General features: G+C 62.9%; 17 protein-coding genes and 1 pseudogene. 7 read left to right on the forward strand and 11 right to left on the reverse strand.

Features of this window, described 5'->3' with window-relative positions:
• Positions 1 to 185 (reverse strand): annotated as a pseudogene (locus tag ACOXXX_RS19555) (IS3 family transposase); the annotation flags it as partial.
• Positions 186 to 471: 286 nt separating this feature from the next.
• On the opposite strand from ACOXXX_RS19555, the gene ACOXXX_RS19560 reads away from it, so the two are divergent.
• Entirely contained in the window at positions 472 to 1104 is a 633-nt protein-coding gene (locus tag ACOXXX_RS19560) for a hypothetical protein (protein WP_422828306.1), read from the forward strand.
• Positions 1105 to 1323: 219 nt separating this feature from the next.
• Here the strand turns inward: ACOXXX_RS19560 and ACOXXX_RS19565 are convergent, their stop codons facing one another.
• From ACOXXX_RS19565 to ACOXXX_RS19575, 3 genes are read right to left on the reverse strand one after another with little or no spacing between them, the layout of a single operon-like run.
• Positions 1324 to 2439 (reverse strand): C45 family autoproteolytic acyltransferase/hydolase, encoded by a 1116-nt coding sequence (locus tag ACOXXX_RS19565; protein ID WP_422828307.1) that lies wholly within the window; start codon positions 2437 to 2439, stop codon positions 1324 to 1326.
• 5 nt (positions 2440 to 2444) lie between these two features.
• Entirely contained in the window at positions 2445 to 3530 is a 1086-nt protein-coding gene (locus tag ACOXXX_RS19570) for an alpha/beta hydrolase family esterase (RefSeq protein ID WP_422828308.1), read from the reverse strand.
• Positions 3531 to 3560: 30 nt separating this feature from the next.
• A complete protein-coding gene (locus ACOXXX_RS19575) occupies positions 3561 to 3977 on the reverse strand; it encodes a CopG family transcriptional regulator (protein ID WP_422828309.1) in 417 nt (138 codons plus the stop codon).
• A gap of 254 nt (positions 3978 to 4231) precedes the next feature.
• On the opposite strand from ACOXXX_RS19575, the gene ACOXXX_RS19580 reads away from it, so the two are divergent.
• From ACOXXX_RS19580 to ACOXXX_RS19595, 4 genes are all read left to right on the forward strand, one after another.
• Entirely contained in the window at positions 4232 to 5134 is a 903-nt protein-coding gene (locus tag ACOXXX_RS19580; RefSeq protein ID WP_422828310.1) for an AEC family transporter, read from the forward strand.
• A 24-nt stretch (positions 5135 to 5158) separates the two neighbouring features.
• Positions 5159 to 5335, forward strand: coding sequence for a hypothetical protein (locus ACOXXX_RS19585; RefSeq protein WP_422828311.1), 177 nt, complete (start codon positions 5159 to 5161; stop codon positions 5333 to 5335).
• Between the two features lie 151 nt (positions 5336 to 5486).
• Positions 5487 to 5765, forward strand: coding sequence for a hypothetical protein (locus tag ACOXXX_RS19590; protein WP_422828312.1), 279 nt, complete (start codon positions 5487 to 5489; stop codon positions 5763 to 5765).
• Between the two features lie 108 nt (positions 5766 to 5873).
• The gene (locus ACOXXX_RS19595; protein WP_422828313.1) at positions 5874 to 6752 is read left to right on the forward strand and encodes a benzoate/H(+) symporter BenE family transporter; all 879 of its coding nucleotides are present in this window, start codon (positions 5874 to 5876) and stop codon (positions 6750 to 6752) included.
• Here the strand turns inward: ACOXXX_RS19595 and ACOXXX_RS19600 are convergent.
• The 6 genes from ACOXXX_RS19600 to ACOXXX_RS19625 all read right to left on the reverse strand — a co-directional run bounded on the left by ACOXXX_RS19600 (position 6730) and on the right by ACOXXX_RS19625 (position 13653).
• Positions 6730 to 8712: a tyramine oxidase gene (locus tag ACOXXX_RS19600; protein WP_422828314.1), complete on the reverse strand. Its 1983-nt coding sequence runs from the start codon at positions 8710 to 8712 to the stop codon at positions 6730 to 6732. The genes ACOXXX_RS19595 and ACOXXX_RS19600 overlap by 23 nt on opposite strands.
• A 72-nt stretch (positions 8713 to 8784) precedes the next feature.
• Positions 8785 to 10203, reverse strand: coding sequence for an aldehyde dehydrogenase family protein (locus ACOXXX_RS19605; RefSeq protein ID WP_422828315.1), 1419 nt, complete (start codon positions 10201 to 10203; stop codon positions 8785 to 8787).
• 103 nt (positions 10204 to 10306) lie between these two features.
• A complete protein-coding gene (locus ACOXXX_RS19610) occupies positions 10307 to 11248 on the reverse strand; it encodes a helix-turn-helix domain-containing protein (protein WP_422828316.1) in 942 nt (313 codons plus the stop codon).
• 333 nt (positions 11249 to 11581) lie between these two features.
• On the reverse strand, positions 11582 to 12421 hold the full coding sequence (locus ACOXXX_RS19615) for a 3-keto-5-aminohexanoate cleavage protein (RefSeq protein WP_422828317.1): 840 nt from the start codon (positions 12419 to 12421) through the stop codon (positions 11582 to 11584).
• 3 nt (positions 12422 to 12424) lie between these two features.
• Positions 12425 to 13276 (reverse strand): alpha/beta fold hydrolase, encoded by an 852-nt coding sequence (locus ACOXXX_RS19620; protein ID WP_422828318.1) that lies wholly within the window; start codon positions 13274 to 13276, stop codon positions 12425 to 12427.
• The gene (locus ACOXXX_RS19625; RefSeq protein ID WP_422828319.1) at positions 13273 to 13653 is read right to left on the reverse strand and encodes a hypothetical protein; all 381 of its coding nucleotides are present in this window, start codon (positions 13651 to 13653) and stop codon (positions 13273 to 13275) included. Before ACOXXX_RS19625 ends, ACOXXX_RS19620 begins: the two co-directional genes overlap by 4 nt.
• Positions 13654 to 13915: 262 nt before the next feature.
• On the opposite strand from ACOXXX_RS19625, the gene ACOXXX_RS19630 reads away from it, so the two are divergent.
• Together ACOXXX_RS19630 and ACOXXX_RS19635 are read left to right on the forward strand one after the other, a co-directional pair.
• Positions 13916 to 14785, forward strand: coding sequence for a dioxygenase (locus ACOXXX_RS19630; RefSeq protein WP_422828320.1), 870 nt, complete (start codon positions 13916 to 13918; stop codon positions 14783 to 14785).
• A 92-nt stretch (positions 14786 to 14877) separates the two neighbouring features.
• The gene (locus ACOXXX_RS19635; protein ID WP_422828321.1) at positions 14878 to 15771 is read left to right on the forward strand and encodes a LysR substrate-binding domain-containing protein; all 894 of its coding nucleotides are present in this window, start codon (positions 14878 to 14880) and stop codon (positions 15769 to 15771) included.
• Positions 15772 to 15773: 2 nt separating this feature from the next.
• On the opposite strand, the gene ACOXXX_RS19640 is transcribed toward ACOXXX_RS19635, so the two are convergent.
• A complete protein-coding gene (locus ACOXXX_RS19640) occupies positions 15774 to 16922 on the reverse strand; it encodes a muconate cycloisomerase family protein (protein ID WP_422828322.1) in 1149 nt (382 codons plus the stop codon).
• Between the last annotated feature and the right edge of the window lie 4 nt (positions 16923 to 16926).

Raw genomic sequence — 16926 nt, forward strand, 5'->3', positions numbered from 1 at the left:
GGATTGATATCTGTCAGACGCCCGTCCGAAGCCCATGGCCCTGCAAGCCCGACGCTCCGACACCTCAACCACGTCTTGATAGTGCCGGACAACCTCGCGGCGGCGGACAGGCTTCAACACTTTTTTCGCAGAGCGTCCTGAAGCATGGTCTTGTCCAGCGTCAGATCGGCAACCAGACGCTTCAGGTTGCCTCAACGCAAAGGCGATCTGTTCGCCTCTCAATCGTTTCTTCGGCATCGGTACACGCCTCTGTTGCCAGAAATGTACCCAAAATTTCGCACTCCGTTCGGACCAGTTTCAGGGGTCAAGACCACAAACCCGTATGGCGTCGTGAATGAGGATCCCGCTTACCGAGCAGGCTTACGGGAAATTTCCACTTGTCGGAAAAACGATTTTTTGCAAATTGGAAGAGCCGCAACTAGCCTTTTGGTAAATGCTGGCGTTTTTCTATGGTAACAGAGAGTTAGCACCATGAATACAAAACTTTTTCGCTGGGCCGCCTTGGTTGCTGTGACCTTGCTGCCAATATCCGCGGCAGCCGCCTCGTTGACCACAACCTTCGCCTCGAACAATGTCCAAGACGGCAACATGTTCGACATTGTCATTGGCGGGTCTGACATCACGATCAACAGCTTCGATCTCAATATCCAATCAAACGGTACGACCAACGTGGAGTTCTACTTGCGCGCCGGCGGTATCGGGAGTTCTCAGAATACGGCCGCCGACTGGACACGGATTTCCACCGGCAGCGTAGCCGCAAATGGCGTAAACAATGCGACGCCCTTTGATGTGACCGACACGACGCTAAGCGCAGGGACAACTTACGGTGTCTACCTGACGACGACGGACGGCACGAACCTGGCGTATACCGATGGCTCTTCCTTCGGGTCCGTCTATTCCTCGAATTCCGATCTTTCGATTCTCGAGGGTTACGGAAAATCCTATCCGTTCGGATTGAACTTCGCTCCGCGCGTCTGGAACGGTTCGATCAATTACACGGTCGGCAATATGACGCCCGTACCGTTGCCGGCCTCGGGCCTGTTGCTTTTGGGCGGTCTGGCCTTTGCCGGGGCTGGCCTGCGTCGGCGCAAGCGCAAAAGCTGACCTGGTAGGCCGACAATTGCCAATGCGCATCGACGATAGCGCTACCGGAACCGGACGTGAGCAGGTCTTGCGTGAAGTCCGGTAGCGCTATTTTTTTGGTCTTTGGCTTGTCGGCCTATGCACAAGGAACGAGCCGCTTCTCCTGAACCTGACCGAGGAGGTCGGGGCGTCAGAGGCTGTGGCAGAACTGGTTCTGGCAAGCGCCCGCCGTCCCTGCGATCACGCGCACCGCGCTTCGGCCAGGTAGCTTGCGATCGGACGACCGGCACCGCGGGCATAGTCCTGTCCCACGCGGGCCCAATCTATGCTTGCCGACAAGGACCAGTCGATTTCAGCCGTGCAGCCCAAGCCCGCGGCCTGTCGATCCGGCGGCGCGTAGTCGATGACGCGCTGACCCTCTTTGAACTGCGCAAGGGTCTGGAGCCAGCTTTCGTCCGGCCAGATCAGACGCAGGGACCGCGCGCCCGGATCGTATTCGGCGGTGAACAACGTGCCGAAGCCCTCGGCAAAGCGGTCCTGCCGAAGCGGCGCACGCGTGAACGAACCATGCAGATCCCGAACACCAACTTGCAGCGCGCTGAGGAACCGGTGGCGTTCGTGGGTACGGGTAAAGAGCGCGCGATCCGGCACGGTGGCACCGCTTTGATGGTTCGTGGCGATGGCGCGGCGCATGCGTTTCGCACCGCCGCCGGGGGCAAGCTCCACGCTCGCGGTTGCGCCCGACGCGTCGGCCAGCACGATGTTGTAGGCCATGTGCGATGGCACCCGATCGAGAACATGGAGCGCCTCTTCCACGGTATCGCACACCTCCAGCACATAGCGCAGGATGGTCGTGACACCGAAACCTGCGCCGGTGTCCGACCGCCCGCCATAGGCGAGCGCGACGCTGAGACCGGCATCGTTGATGCCGTCGGAAAGACCCCAGAGAAATTCGACCATGCCCATGACCGGCCTGCCGGTCCATTCGCTGCGCAAGAGCAGGCCTTCGTTCAGATCCGGCGCCAGGTCATAATTGCGCAGCAGACGCACATCGGTCCCGTCCGCCATCGCGGCCAGTGAACAGCCGCCAAGATACCGCGGCGGGCACCAGGTGGACAGGAACCGCGCCGCGCGGTCTCCGCCGCCGGCGATCGCGACAAGCTGATCATAGATCGGCAGCAGTTCCGGCATGTACCGATCCAAGGCGGTGCGGCAGGCGCTCCGGTCGGGCCCTGCATCACCACTGCGGGCGATGAACCAGGCCTCGTAGGCAGGCCACGACCGCAGCCAGCGTTTGTGCCATTTCGCCCCGGGCGTCTTTTCGCTGATGGCATCGAAGGTAAGTGTCATGGTCATGTCGGTCAGTCCTTGAATTCGAAGAAGAAGCGGATCATTTCCGCGCTTGCGTCCGGGCCCTGCGGATCGGTGTAGGAGCCTCCGGGCCTCCCGCCCGACCAAGCGTGGCCCAGCCCGTCGATCACCCACTGTTCCAGATGAGCGCGCCCGTCGGGGCCGCTCGATGTTGTGATGGCGCACCTGCGCCCGTTCACCCTGGTCGTGCGGGTGGTCTGCAGGCTGGGTGACGGCGCGTGCCGTTCGGCATCCCGGGCGATGCCGTCGCCGTTGGAAGGATGCACCGTTCTGTCATCAGAGCCGTGAAACACGATCATGCGGGTCCCCGGGTGCACTGGCTCTACCGATTGCGCCGGGCTCTGACCGGCCATGGCGGCAAAGGCAGAGCTGACGTCGCGGGCTGATCCATAGGGCAAGCCGGAATGGGCGCCTGCCGCTGCAAACACGTCCGGGTAGATCGTCCCGAGGATGACCGCCATCGCCGCTCCGGCGGAGAGGCCCGCCACGAAGGTCCGTTCGGGCGGGACATCATATTGCGTCATCGCCGCACGCGCGATACCGGCAAGGATTTCGGGTTCGCCCCGATCGCGGCGCTGGTCGTTCGGGCTGAACCAGTTCCAGCAGGTCTGCGCATTCGCGCCGCGGGATTGCTCGGGATAAAGCACGATGAAACCGTGCCGTTCGGCTAGCGCGTTCATTCCGGTGCCGGTGGCGAAATCTTCGGGTGTCTGCGTGCAGCCGTGCAGCATCATGACGATCGCCGTCGCACCCGACTCGGCCGAGGCGGGTACATAGGTACGATAAGCGCGGCTCCCGCTCTTCCCTTGATGGGTGCCGGAGAGAAACTCCGCCCCGGCCGGGAGGTCAAGCCGCCTCGGGGCCGGTCTAGCCCTCGTCGGGCCGTCGCCTTTCGGCATCACCCGCTGCAAAAGGTTTGTCAAACCGTCGGGGTCGAACTGCTGAGACGGCGAGGTGCCGCCGTCGAGCCCATGCCGCGCAAGGGTGCGTTGCACCAACTCCCGCGCGTCCGCCAGCCTTTTGGCGCGCGCCTCTCCTGTCACCGGGCGCCGCGCGCCGATGTTGAAATCGAACATGATGTTGGTCCTTGGATAAGGTGTGTTGCGTTATCGAATGCGGTCGGCCAGCGCCTTTTTCACCTCGTTCGAGGCTTGCAGCGCGCCCAGAACGGTGATCGAGCCGATGGTCTGGAGGGCAAGGTCCGGCGTCACATCAGGATCGATGCGCGCCAGCCCCACGACCTTCACATGCAGGACTTCGCCCGCGTCCCGCAGCGCTTCCAGATCGGCGCGGCTGTAGTCGCGCAGGCCCAGTTCCATCGTGTGACGCTCGACCGACTTGCTGACCACATCCGCATGACTGTCCAGCTGGTTGCGGATCGCGGTTCGGATGAAATCGCTGCGGTTGGAATAGAACCCTTCCTGTACCAGCAGATCGATCCGCCCCAGGTCGACATAGCCGAGGTTTATGGTGATCTTTTCGCTCTCGGGCGTCTTGTCACGAAGCTGTCTGACGTTGCTCATAGCGTTTCTCCATCCATGTGGATGGTATATGGCTGATATTCAGCGTGATACAAGTCTGAAAATGTTTGGCGCGTCCATTTCTGCCGCCTGGCGCGGACGTCAGCACCACACCAAAGAACCTGATCCGAATGTCCGTCCGCAGCGTCGGGGGGTCCCGCTATCCCGAAACGGCGGCCAGCCCTGCTGGACAGCACCGCCCGATCAGAAGAGAAGTAGGGTCCAGACAGGGTAGCCAGGATACGGCCAACGCGGACATGCTGACATCGATCTGGCCGATATTTGCCTTGATCTGGCTGGGCTTCGGTCTTGCGCGTTGGCGTATTCCGTCTGCAGAGTTCTGGCCCGCGGCAGAGCGACTGAACTACTTCGTCCTGTTCCCCGCGTTGCTTGTCTCCAGCCTCGCAGACGCACCCGTGCGCGACCCGGAGGTGCTTCGGCTGGGCGGCGCGGCGGTGTCGGCGATCATGATCGCCGCGATCGCGCTCGGTCTGTTTCGGCGGATTCGGCCAATGTCGTCACACCGCTACGGGCCGGTCGTGCAGGGGGTGATCCGTTTCAACACCTACCTCGCCTTATCTCTCATTGCGACGCTTTCAGGATCGGACGGTCTGGAGAAGGCGGCATTCTACCTCGCGCTGGCCGTGCCGCTCGTGAACCTGCTCTCCATCCTCGCCCTCAGCGACGCGGGCGCGGCAAAGGCGCCCTCAGCGCTGATGCGCTCGATCCTGACCAACCCATTGATCCTGGCCTGCCTTGCGGGTTTGGCGCTCGCCATCACCCGGATCGGCCTGCCTTTCGGTGCGGACCGGCTGGTCGCGCTGCTGGGCCAGGGGAGCCTGCCCCTGGGCCTGCTGTGCGTCGGTGCGGCACTCCGGCCCGGATCCCTTCGTGGCGATGCCCTCGCCCTGATGGGCACAAGCGCCGCCAGGCTTCTGCTGATGCCCCTGCTCGGCGTGGCCATAGCGCACCTCTTCGGCCTTGAGGGCCCAGAGGCGATCATCATGGTCGTCTTCTGCGCCGTGCCAACCGCCCCGACCGCCTATGTACTGACCCAGCAGATGAAGGGCGACGGGCAACTGATGGCCGGACTCGTCACGTTCCAGACCATGGCCGCCGCCGTGTCGATCCCGATGATGTTGACGTTCCTCGTGATCTGACCCGCGTCGGGACAGTCGTGGCCAATGCTGATCGAGAACGGGATCGTCGATGCAGTCGGCAAGCCGAAGTTTACCATTCATGCTCTGCGCCACGCCGAGCGTCCCTCTTCATCGCGCAGGGCATCAATCAAAGCCGCGGCACTTCTTCGACTCTGCGACGAAGTCGATCGGATCTCTGCCGGGCGTGTGAGCGAGCATTGACCGATGGCATGGACCTGCTGCGAATCTCAAATGTTATCTGCGCTCAGGATCGCAATAGCGTCGTTCGGCCGGGTCGCACTCCTGGATATGGACCGCCCCCTTCTCTAGCATGCGCCTGCGCAATGCCATGTGCTTCTGAAGGTCGAGGGCGTTGACACATGAGCGCTTGATCGGACGGCTGCTGGTGTCGATCATCGAACGCTCGGTGCATTGGCGCACGGTGCGGCCCTCCTTGCGCTGCTGGTCCAACGCGCTGCGCGCGCCTGAACGGCGGATCGCCCGCGCGCTCGAACTCATGCGTGCCGATCCGGCCAACGTCCCGTCGAAGGAGCGGCTGTCCCGCGACGCCGGATCGTCGCACTTCTTTCATGACCACGCAGGCTCTTCGCCGCGCACCGTCCTCGCGGTCTCGGCACTCCACGACAGTTGATTTTGAAACGCCTCGAAAAGTTCCGAGACGCCACGGGATCGCGGCACCGCCAGACCACCCTGTAACCTCCTCTGCCAAGAGCCTGCCTATGCCAGGCCGGGAGGAGACATGAAAGATACCGCTACAGAACCGCTTTTGGGTCGGCCCGTCGAACGCGTCGAGGATACCGCGCTGCTGTCAGGACGCGGGCAGTTCATCGCAGGCGGCCAGTCGCTGGTGCCGATGCTGAACATGCGCCTGGCGCGCCCTGCCACGCTGGTCGACATCACCCGGATACCGGAGCTGTCGAGCATCGAAGCCAAGGGCGATCAGATCACCATCGGCGCCGCCGTGCGTCAGGCCGCGCTCGAATCCTGGCCCGATCTCGCCGACCGCCTGCCGCTTGTCCGCGCGGCAATCTCCGGCTGCTCGGGCCCGGTGTTGATCGTCATCGGCGCGGCCAACAACGGCGGTCTGACCAAAGGCCAGACCGCGGCCTGGCTTCTGACGAACTACGTCATCAGCCTGGTCATGGCGCTTTACTACAAGCTGCCTGTCACCGGGGCCTATTCGATCCCGGGGGCCGCGCTGGTTGCCGGGGCGCTTGGCCCCTTTCCATTCGAGCAGGTGGTCGGCGCTTTCCTCAAGGCCGGAGCGATGGTCTTCATCCTTGGCATCGCCGTGCCGCTGATCATGGCCCTGCCCGGACCGCTGATCGGCGCGGTCGCTGGGCTGGCGATGATCACCGTTCTGCTGAGCGCCTTTCAATCGGCCTTTGACCGCAACGCAGGACACCAGATTGGCGCCTTCGTCACCCTGATCGTGGCAATATTCAACGTGTCCTTCCTGAACATCAGGACCCCGTTCTGGGCTCTGGTCGCCGGTGCAGCCGTTTCTGTGTTGAATGAAAAGGCGACGCGGTCATCTGCGACGGGGAAATGGCGAGCGGGTTCGACCGCTCGCCATGCTCCCTGTTGCCTTGGCCTTACTCGGGATCGCGGATCGTGATCGCGGGGTTCATCGGGTAGAAGTTGTGCGGCATGATGTGCACGGTCTTCCATTCCGTCGACATGACCGGCCAGTCCTCTGTGCGGGGCACGTGGTGGAAGCCCGCGGTGAACCACGTCACGATGTCCTGGTTCTGCAGCGGCGCGTCCTCCTTGACCCATTGCGCCAGGGTGTCGGAGCCGTCGCTCATCATCGCGAACTTGCCGCCGGCATAGCGCTCTTCGGGGTCGTGGACCGTGTTCCACACCGAATTCTCGATATAGGCGTTGCGGATCATCGGCGGGTCGTTCGCAAAGTCGAACGGGCCGTAGGCGACGCTGCCGTGGTGGATCATGTAGCCCGGATTGTGGCCCAGCGACCCCTTTCGATCCGGGTTCTGCAGCATGAAGTAGCGCGGCTTGAACGACGACACCTGGTAGGTCGCCTCGGATTCGGTTTCAGGCATCGTGTGCTCGACCTTCCACATCGACCGGCGCGGGCTGTCCTCCGCCACCTCGGCGGGGACGATGTCCATGGTCATGAAGTGGTTCTTGGGCTGGTCGATGTCGAAATCGAGCCGGAAGTTGAAGTAGTGGTCGTGGTTCGTGGCCACCAGGTTCGGCGCGATCAGCGTGCCGTACTCGGTATCGGCCTCCGCCGTTGGGCTATCCATCGAAGTGGCGTCCACGCCCTTCACGCCATCAAGGCCGGTGGCGCCGATCTTGATCTCCATCTGGCCGTTCTGCATGAAGCGGTAATCGATCAGGTAATCGTAGTTGCCCACCTCGGAAGCGGTGCGCACCACCAGTTCGGTCGCCGGGCGGCCCTCGGCGGGCACGTAGGTGTCTGGGCCCTGCGAAAAGACCTCGAAGTGCCGCCAGGCCGGATCGCCGATGTTGCGTTCGAAGATGCAGATCGCGTCGGAAATTTCCAGCGGCTGACCGTCGTCACCCGAGATCACCGCGGGCAGGAAGGTCGCGTAGGCGGGGCAGTCGATCCCGGCCACCAGCGGCGTCATGAAAAGACCGAAGCCGTATTCGCCGCTGTCCATGTAGGTCCGCCAGTACAGGCCCGCGCTGGGGTCCATGTAGGGCACGAACACCTCGGAGAGGTGTGCCTGATAGAGCAGCGAGCGCCATTCGTCGCCGTCCTTGACGTCGATGTTCGACAGCACCGCGCCGGGGCGCTTGTCCACGCGCAGACGCATGCGCCACATATCCCATTCAAGCGCGCCGTCGGCATAGGTGTAGTTCGGCTCGCCCTCCTGGGTCAGCTTGGCCGGGTTCATTTCGGGGCGTTGCGGGGTGCGGGCCTCGATCTCTTCGCCGGTATAGCCCCAGCCGTCTTCCGGGATCGTGACGTTGCCTTCGTCGATGACGCGCAATGCCTTGCCGGACTGAAGATCGACCACCGCATAAAGGTTCTCGATCGGCTTGGCATAGAAGTTCGACCCGTCCGGCGCGACGTAGCAAGGCACTTTCATCAGGCGCGCGCCGTCGTCTTCCGCGGTAAAGAAGTTGCCCGCCGTCAGCGGCAGGCAGAAGACCTGATCCGGGGTCAGGCCGCGCGCCTCAAGGCCCGCGATCATCTCGGGATGCTCCAGCGCCGCCGTCATGGCCGCGATGAATTCGTTGAAAAGAACCATCGGCTGGCCTTCGGCGGGGACCGAGCTTTCAACCTCGCCCGTGGTCAGGTTGACGATGGTTTCCAGAAAGCCGGTCCCCTCGGCATTGGTCATGTGCACCATCGCGCGGCGGTCGAGCGTGTCGCCTTCCTGCCAGGCCAGCACATCGGCCTTGGGCGGCTCGATCAGCTCGATCAGCGGAAAGAGCGTCTGATCCGTCGCCAGATCACCGGCACGCAGGATTTCGTTGATCTTCTGGAATTCCTCACCGGAAAATCCGTCAAGCGGATGCGCGAGCGCGGCACCGCTTGTGAGAGCCAGGGCCGCAGCCCCACCGAGTAGCATGTTGCGTAACATATTTGACTTTTTCCTCTCTGTTTGAGGGTGCCCGCCGAGGCGGATACCAACGGTTTCTTCTGCTTTCGGATTTCAGGCGAAGATGACCTGAATATCCGTATATTCCTTCAGGCCTTCCTCGCCGAATTCCACGCCGAAGCCCGATTTCTTCACGCCGCCGAAGGGGGCGTTTGGCTGAATCATACCATGAGAATTGATCCAGACACTGCCGCACTCCATCCGCCCGGCCAGGGCCTTGGCAGCCTCCTTGTCGGATGACCATATCGACCCGCCCAGACCCACGTCCAGCGCGTTGGCCTGCCGCAATGCGTCATCGACATCCCGATAGCGGATGATCGGCAATGCGGGGCCGAACTGCTCTTCGTAGACCAGCGGATCGTCGGCCGTGAGACCCGCAATGATCGTGGGTGGATAGAACAGCCCCTCGCCCGGTTCGCCGCCCAAGAGCACCTGACCGGTCTCTTTCGCCTGCGCGACCAGCCGCGACAGCTTTTCGAACTGCGCGCGGTTCTGGACAGGGCCAAGCACGCTGTCGTCCTGCGTACCCTCACCGACCTTGATGGTGCGGGCGTAGGCGACCAGGGCTTCGCAGACCGCGTCGTGAATGTCGTCATGCACATAAAGCCGCTTCATCGCGGCGCAGGTCTGGCCGTTGTTGATGAAGGCGCCCCAGAAAAGCCCCTCCGCAATCGCCTTTGGGTCGGCATCCGGCAGCACGATACCCGCATCGTTGCCGCCCATTTCGAGCGTCAGGCGTTTCATCGTCTCGGCGCTGGACCGCATCACCTTCTGGCCGGTGCCGCATGATCCGGTAAAGACGATCTTGGCGATCCCCTCATGCGCGGACATCGCAGCCCCCATGTTGAAGGACCCGTCGGCCGCACTGACCGAGTTCACCACACCCGCGGGCAGAACCTCGTTCATCAACTCGATCAGGCGCAGCGAGGCAAGCGGCGTCAGCGGGGACGGCTTGCTGACCACGGTATTGCCACTGCGCAGCGCGGGCAGGATGTGCCAGACGGCGATCAGGACGGGAAAGTTCCAGGGCGTGATCGAGCCGACAACGCCAAGCGGCTTACGATACATCTCAACCCGGCCTTCGGGCGTGTCCTGCAACACCTGCATCGGCAGCGACAGTCCGGCGGTGTAGCGCGCCCAGGCCACCGCGCCGCCGACCTCCCAGCGCGATCCGATGCCGCCCAGGGGTTTGCCCTGCTCGGCGGTGATCAACCGGGCAAGTTCCTCGGCATGCGACTCGATCTGGTCGGCCACGGCCATGCAGAGCCTTGCGCGCTCTTCGTCAGATGTGGCCGCCCAGGCCGGGAATGCCCCCCGGGCTGCGGCGACGGCGCGGTCAAGCTCCTCCTGCCCTCCGTCGGGCGCGTGGCCCGCGACGCCGCCCGTGCCGGGATTGGTCACTCTAAAACGGGTCGTCGTCTCGATCCGCATGCCGTCCGCGATCAGCCCGATCGTGTCGATGATGTCCTTCATGATATCCTCCATTCTCCCCATCCGGCGGCTTGTCCCTGCGCCGTCGATCCGGAAAGGCTACGAACTGGAAGAGCGCTTATCTTGGGAGAACGCGACAGCGCTTTTAGCTGATCGCGCCAGCACCGCGGGATTGGGCGACAACCGCGCCGGGCGTCGTGCCATAGCGCTGGCGGAACGCCCTGTAGAAATGCGACAGATCGTTGAAGCCACAGCCATAGGCGCAGTCGGCGACCGACCCTTCCGCCAAGCGGCCGCTGGACAGTTCGGCATGTGCCTGAGCAAGCCGCAGATGCAAAAGCCGCTGGCCCGGCGTTTCGCCCAACGGTTCGAAATAGCGCTGAAGGCTGCGCAGCGAAACGCCCAGCTGCTCGGCCAGTTTGCCGGGGCCCAGGTCCGGGTCCCGCCAGTGACGCGCCATCAGTTGCAGCGCCCGCTCCATGATCTGTCCGCGCGGGTCAGGTTGCTGACTGCGACGCTCGTGAAAATACGCCCCCATCAGGCCATAGAAAGCCTCACCCAGATGCAGGCCTGCCGATGGCGGACAATTCAGCATCTTGTAGACCACCGCCCGCAAGGCCAACCAAAGCGGATCATTGCGGTCCACCGCCACGCCGCCCTCGCAGATATTGCCGAACCGCCCGATCATCTCGTCCCGGGGAAGGTGCAGCGACACCTGGTGCGACAACCGCCCTTCGTACACGAAGCGTGACGGCTGCGCGGCATCGACGATGAACATGTCGCCTGGCCCCAGCCGAGTGGCCGCGCCGTTCTGGTGCACGACGCTTTCGCCGACATCCTGCACCAGCATGAAGAAATATTCTCCCGGATCGCGCCGGATGCAGGTCCGCGTGCGGGTGGCCTCCTGCGCGTCCAGCGACACCAGAGCGGCGTCAAACCCGCCCATCCTCCGCGATTGCGCCCGCCCATGGGACGGGCCCTGCCGCCGCGCCGGTTCGACCTCGAAGGCGCCACAGATATGCGCGATATCATCGCGCAGCACTTCGATGGGAATGGCGTCTGTGGTGATACGGCTCAAAGCCTGCATGATCCGGGTCTCCTCGAAACGGTGTGGCCGCCCTACGCATTGCAACGGCGCGACAGACACAATCGCAGCATCGGGAGTTGCGGCTCCCGAAAACCTTGCACTTTCCAAAGCAGACCGCCAGTGACATCGCGAAAGAACCGCACCGAGCCTCCTCCGGCCTGCCTTAAAGCCCAGGCTCTTGGGCATGATCCGAAGTTTGAGCGCCTCGATGACCGCTTGGTCAAGCCCATTCGGATGCCGGATGCAGGACGGCCCGCAGCGCCGCCTGGCAATCATAGTTACGGGCAGCCGCCTGACAAAAACATGGCCGTCGGCGACAGGCCCCTTCCCTCGTCAGGCGGCTGCCGCTTTCAATCCCAGCATCGCACGCGCCTGATGCGGCGTGGCGACAGGGCGGTCATACTTTTCGCAAATGTCGACCACCCGCCTGACCAGCGCCGCGTTGGACGGCGCGAGCGTCGTGCGGTCAAGCCGCACATTGTCCTCGAGCCCCGTGCGGGCATGGCCCCCGCTTGAGACGGCCCAGTCGTTCAACGTGAGCTGGTGTCGTCCGATCCCCGCTGCGCACCAAGGCGCGTCCTCGCCGAAAAGACGCCTGACGGTACGGATGTAGAAATCGAAAACCGCGCGGTCGACCGGCATGGCGTTCCTCACACCCATGACGAACTGGACGTAGGGAGTGGCGGCCAGCTCGCCGCGATCCGCCATGGCCTTGGCCTGGAAGATATGGCTCAGATCGAAGGCCTCGATCTCGGGCTTGACGTCATGGGTCCGCATTTCCGACGCGAGCCAGTGGACCAGATCGGGCGGATTCTCGTACACCCGCGTCGGGAAGTTGTTCGACCCGACGGAGAGCGAGGCCATGTCGGGGCGGCGCGGCAGCATCGCGCCCCGGGTCTGGCCAGCGCCCGACCGTCCCCCGGTCGAGAATTGCACGATCATGCCGGGACAGTGCTGCCGGACCCCTTCGAGGAGCAGGGCGAATTTCTCGGGATCGGAGCTGGGCGTTTCGTCCGCGTTGCGGACATGGGCATGGACGATGCTGGCCCCGGCTTCAAAGGCTTCATGGGTGCTTTCGATCTGCTCGGAAACCGAGATCGGCACCGCCGGATTGTCGGATTTTCGCGGCAGCGACCCGGTGATCGCGACACAGATGATGCAGGGATCCGCCATGGCTCAGGCCTCCACATCCTTCGGCATCCTGTCCAGTCCTTCCACGAAGAAGGGTCGGAAGCCTTCGGGATGTTCGCTCATCGGGAAATGCCCGAGTTCGTCCATGACAGCGAGGGTCGCGCCCTCGATCGCATCGGCGGTGCGTCTGGCATCTTCGGGCGTGCAGGTCAGATCATAGGCGCCCACGATGAGATGCACAGGCGTCCGCGACGTGTCGATCCGCGGCAGACGCGCGATCAGGCTGTCATCCCTGGTGTAAAAGCTCAGATCGCCGCGAAACACCCCCGGCCCGCTTTGCATGAACATCCACAGCGTGTTCCAGCGTTCCGCATTCGGGGCGTAGGGCGAGATATTGGCAGACACCAGCGCCGCCCCCATCTCTCCGCCATGGGCGTCGGGGCGGTGAAACCAGTCGATATCGTACCAGGCGGGCTGGAAATCAGAGGCCTCGATGGCGATGAACCCGGCAAAGCGGTCAGGGTGCAGGGCGGCCAGTTGCAACGCGATGCGCCCACCCATGGAGCACCCCGCCAGGATCGGCCGATCCAGTCCCAGCGCGGTGATCATGGCCAGGACCGTTTCGATGTAATCCTCGGTCGTCAGCAGGTATTCCTGAGTCTCAAATCCTTCGGGCGGCAGCGATTTGCCATGCCAGGGCATGTCGAAGGCAATCAGGCGGTTGCTGCCGGTGATGTCGGCATCGTTGAGAAGATGACGCCACTGGCGGGTATCGGCCCCGGCCGTGTGCAGACACAGGACGGGGCGCCCCTGCCCGGCTTCCTCGAAATAGATGCGCTGCGATGTCCCGTTTATCTGGACGGTCACATAGCGGCCGGTGATCGCCTCGACGCTCATGCGCTTGCCCCTTGCGTTGCGCGCGGCAGGGCCAGCACTTCCTTCATGAACCGCAGGTTCTTGACGAGGCTCAGGATGTCCCCGTCGATCCGGCCGCGGCCGATCTTGACCAGGGCGAAGATGTCATGAAAACCGGGTTCCGGCCGGGCTTTCCAGAATTTTTCCAAAGCGTCCGCGTCGGTTCGAAGCGCAAAGCGCCACGGCGTCTTGCGGCTGGGCCCCTCGGTGACGGACACAAGGTGGCCCTTTTCGAACGTGAGATAATATTCGTCGCCACCCACCTCGATCAGCACCGTTTCTGAGAACAGCCGGCCGAGGCGTTGGATGTGTGGCTGCGCATCAAGCGCCTGCTGAAGCTGACGGAAAATCTGGATCATCGCGAACCCCGTGGCTGGAATTTGTGCGAGGATGTCATTTTTCCGTGCAACGGCGCGATACTCTGGATGGTATTGCCCAATACTCTGTTCAGCGGCTTGTTCCGGACAGCGCCGACAGGCCCCATCCTGCCGCGCGCCGCTGCCCGACTGGGCACCCGGGGTATCACGTCATATCAAGGCGGGCATTGGGAAAGCGCGAGCTTTGATGATGATGACGGTCGCACAGAACACTTCCACGACCCTACCTTAGGAGGAGAGGCCCATGGGCATCGTAAACGAAGGCAATATCACCGATGTCGTGATCGAGAGCCTTGGCAAGTACGGCGACATCAGCGACCGTCAACGCGAAATCATGACATCGCTCATCAAGCACATGCACGGCTTCGTCAAGGACGTGAAGCTGCAGCATTCCGAGTTCCTGGAAGCCTGCAGCTATCTGGAACGCGCAGGCAAGCTCTGCAACGAAAACCGGCAGGAATTCATCTTGCTGGGCGACATTCTGGGTGTCGAGGTGCTGGTCGACATGATGACCAACCCGGTCGATGGCAAAACCAGCGAATCCACGGTGCTGGGCCCCTTCTACAGGGAAAACCCGCCGGTGCTGCCCAAGGGCGCCTCGACCATTCAAAAGCATTTCGACAACGAGGAAACCGCCTATTACGAGGGCTACATCCGCGACGAGAACGGCAAGGGCATCGCCGGTGTGACCATGGACGTCTGGGAGGATGCGCCCAACGGCGTGTACGAGAATCTCGACCCCGATCAGCCCGAATACAACCTGCGTGGCCGGTTCGAGACCGACGAGAACGGCCACTACGCCTTCGTGGCCGTCCGCCCCGTGCCCTACCCGATCCCCGAGGATGAAACCGCGGGGGAATTGCTGCGCTACATGGGGCATCACCCCAATCGCCCGGGTCATATGCATTTCATCATCTCGAAAGACGCCTACCGCCCGCTGATCAGCCAGATCTTCGACGCAGAGAGCGAATGGCTGGAAAATGACAGCGTCTTTGCCGTTAAGGACAGCCTGATCGGCACGTTCAAACCGGCCAGCGCAGACCTGGGAACCGACCTGCATTTCGAGTTCGATTTCGTGCTGCAGGCCGAAGCAGGCGCGCTGGCTGCCGAATAGCCCGCGCTTACCGCCCGCTGAAAGCCTCCGGCCCCGTGCCGGAGGCTTTTGTTGTTGGGCGACCTCGCCTATCAGTATCTGGGGGGCTGAATATGCTGAGCATCAAACAACTGACCTATTTCCTTGCCGTCGCCGAAGAGCTGCATTTCGGCCGGGCGGCGGAACGGCTGGACATCGCGCAGCCGCCGCTCAGCCGCCAGATAAAACAGCTGGAAACCGAACTGAGCGTGATCCTGTTCAACCGCGGTCGCAGTGCCATCACGCTGACGCAGGCGGGGGAACGGCTGATGCTGCGCAGCAAGTCCATCCTGGCCCAACTCGCCGACACGCAGCTTGAGGTGCGGCGCCTCGGCCAGGGGGCCGAAGGGCGGTTGCGGATCGGCTTTGTCGGCTCTGCGACCTACGGTATCCTGCCGAATATCATCAAGTCGTTCCGCGCGAACTACCCGGATGTCAATCTGAGCCTGATCCCCATGAACAACGCGGGACTGCACCGGGCCCTCGTTTCGCGCGAGCTCGATATCGCCTTTGCCCGTCCGGCCCTGAAAGACAGCGAATTCGTGACACGGCCGCTGATCGAGGAACCGCTGATCGCGGCGGTACCGGATCATGTGTCCCCCGGCGCCGGGAACACGCTGGATCTGTCGACACTGGGCGACACCAATCTGATCCTTTACCCGGAGTTTCCGCGGCCGAGTTACGCGGATGTCGTGCTCGATTTCTGCGCACAGCAGGGCATAGATACCGCGCGCCGGATCTGGACGATGGACTTGCAGACGGCGCTCAGCCTGGTGGCCATTGGCGAGGGGATTTGTATCGTGCCGAAATCGGTCGGAACATCACAGCGCAACGGATTGCGCTTTCACCAGATCGAGCCTGCACTTGGCCACACCGCCCTGTCGGTCAACTACCGGCTGGATGAACAGGGACTGCATATCCAGAACTTCATTCGCATAGCCCAGTCCGTGTCGCGCAAGATACGCTAGCGTCAGCCCGCACCGGTCGCACGGATGACCTTGGACCCGTTGCGGCGAAACTTTTCGATCTTGTCCGGATCCAGGGACACGCCAATGCCGGCGGCCTGCGGAATCTCGACGTGAAAATCCTTGTAGACAAGCGGCTCGGCCAGAATGTCTTCCACCAGCAATAGCGGCCCGAACAGCTCGGTGCCCCAGGTCAGGTCCTGAACCGTGGAAAAAAGCTGCAACGCCGCGGCCGTGCCAAGACCGGTTTCCAGCATCGTGCCCCCGTAAAGGCCCAGGCCAGCGGCCTCACCAATCGAGATAACCTCCGATGCCCTCTTGAGGCCGCCCGATTGGGCCACCTTCACGGACAGAACATCCGCCGATCGCGTCGCAGCAACCTGCAAAGCCTCTTCCGGGCCGTTCAGCACCTCGTCGGCCATCACGGCGATCTCGTACCCGGCGGTCAGTTCGGTCATGCCCTGAACATCGCGGGCCGCCACGGGCTGCTCGACAAGTTCGCAGCCCACCTCCTGAAGACCTTTCAGACCCCAACGGGCCTCTTGCAAGCTCCAGGCCTGATTGACGTCGACCCGCACGCTTGCCGTATCGCCGAGAGCCGCCTTGATCCGCGCGACATGGGCCACGTCATCCCGCACGGCGCGCTTGCCGATCTTCAGCTTGAAGATGTTGTGACGGCCCGCCGCGATCATCTCCTGGGCTTCGGCGATGTCCGTGTCGGAATTGCCCGACGCCAATGTCCAGGCCGCCGGCAGGCGACTTCGCACCGCACCGCCGAACAGCTTTGAGACCGGCACGCCCAGCCGTTTTCCCAAACCGTCCCAAAGCGCGATTTCGACAGCCGATTTGGCGATGAAATTGCCCTTGACCGACTTGGCCATGAGTTGGACCGCTTCGTTCAAACGGTCCCCGTCCCGCCCGATCAGCGCGGGCGCAATATAGCTTTCGATCACCGAAACGATGCTTTCGGGGCTTTCGGGGCAATAGGAGATACCGCCTATTGTCGTCCCTTCCCCCAGCCCTTCGGACCCGTCCGAAAAGCGCAGGCGCACCACGACAGCCGACTGCGTACGCATGGTCGCCATCGACAGCACATGCCCGCGAATTGTCGGGATATCCAGGATCACGGCCTCGATGGTTTCAATTTTCGACACGCTG

The organism is Thalassococcus sp. BH17M4-6 (assembly GCF_049323015.1).
Classification (GTDB): Bacteria; Pseudomonadota; Alphaproteobacteria; order Rhodobacterales; family Rhodobacteraceae; genus Puniceibacterium.

What these genes read in the sequence shown, in the direction of transcription:
- ACOXXX_RS19560 (WP_422828306.1), top strand. Translation starts at nt 472, where the DNA reads ATGAATACAAAACTTTTTCGCTGGGCCGCCTTGGTTGCTGTGACCTTG.
- ACOXXX_RS19565 (WP_422828307.1), bottom strand. Translation starts at nt 2,439, where the DNA reads ATGACCATGACACTTACCTTCGATGCCATCAGCGAAAAGACGCCCGGG.
- ACOXXX_RS19570 (WP_422828308.1), bottom strand. Translation starts at nt 3,530, where the DNA reads ATGTTCGATTTCAACATCGGCGCGCGGCGCCCGGTGACAGGAGAGGCG.
- ACOXXX_RS19575 (WP_422828309.1), bottom strand. Translation starts at nt 3,977, where the DNA reads ATGAGCAACGTCAGACAGCTTCGTGACAAGACGCCCGAGAGCGAAAAG.
- ACOXXX_RS19580 (WP_422828310.1), top strand. Translation starts at nt 4,232, where the DNA reads ATGCTGACATCGATCTGGCCGATATTTGCCTTGATCTGGCTGGGCTTC.
- ACOXXX_RS19585 (WP_422828311.1), top strand. Translation starts at nt 5,159, where the DNA reads ATGCTGATCGAGAACGGGATCGTCGATGCAGTCGGCAAGCCGAAGTTT.
- ACOXXX_RS19595 (WP_422828313.1), top strand. Translation starts at nt 5,874, where the DNA reads ATGAAAGATACCGCTACAGAACCGCTTTTGGGTCGGCCCGTCGAACGC.
- ACOXXX_RS19600 (WP_422828314.1), bottom strand. Translation starts at nt 8,712, where the DNA reads ATGTTACGCAACATGCTACTCGGTGGGGCTGCGGCCCTGGCTCTCACA.
- ACOXXX_RS19605 (WP_422828315.1), bottom strand. Translation starts at nt 10,203, where the DNA reads ATGAAGGACATCATCGACACGATCGGGCTGATCGCGGACGGCATGCGG.
- ACOXXX_RS19610 (WP_422828316.1), bottom strand. Translation starts at nt 11,248, where the DNA reads ATGCAGGCTTTGAGCCGTATCACCACAGACGCCATTCCCATCGAAGTG.
- ACOXXX_RS19615 (WP_422828317.1), bottom strand. Translation starts at nt 12,421, where the DNA reads ATGGCGGATCCCTGCATCATCTGTGTCGCGATCACCGGGTCGCTGCCG.
- ACOXXX_RS19620 (WP_422828318.1), bottom strand. Translation starts at nt 13,276, where the DNA reads ATGAGCGTCGAGGCGATCACCGGCCGCTATGTGACCGTCCAGATAAAC.
- ACOXXX_RS19625 (WP_422828319.1), bottom strand. Translation starts at nt 13,653, where the DNA reads ATGATCCAGATTTTCCGTCAGCTTCAGCAGGCGCTTGATGCGCAGCCA.
- ACOXXX_RS19630 (WP_422828320.1), top strand. Translation starts at nt 13,916, where the DNA reads ATGGGCATCGTAAACGAAGGCAATATCACCGATGTCGTGATCGAGAGC.
- ACOXXX_RS19635 (WP_422828321.1), top strand. Translation starts at nt 14,878, where the DNA reads ATGCTGAGCATCAAACAACTGACCTATTTCCTTGCCGTCGCCGAAGAG.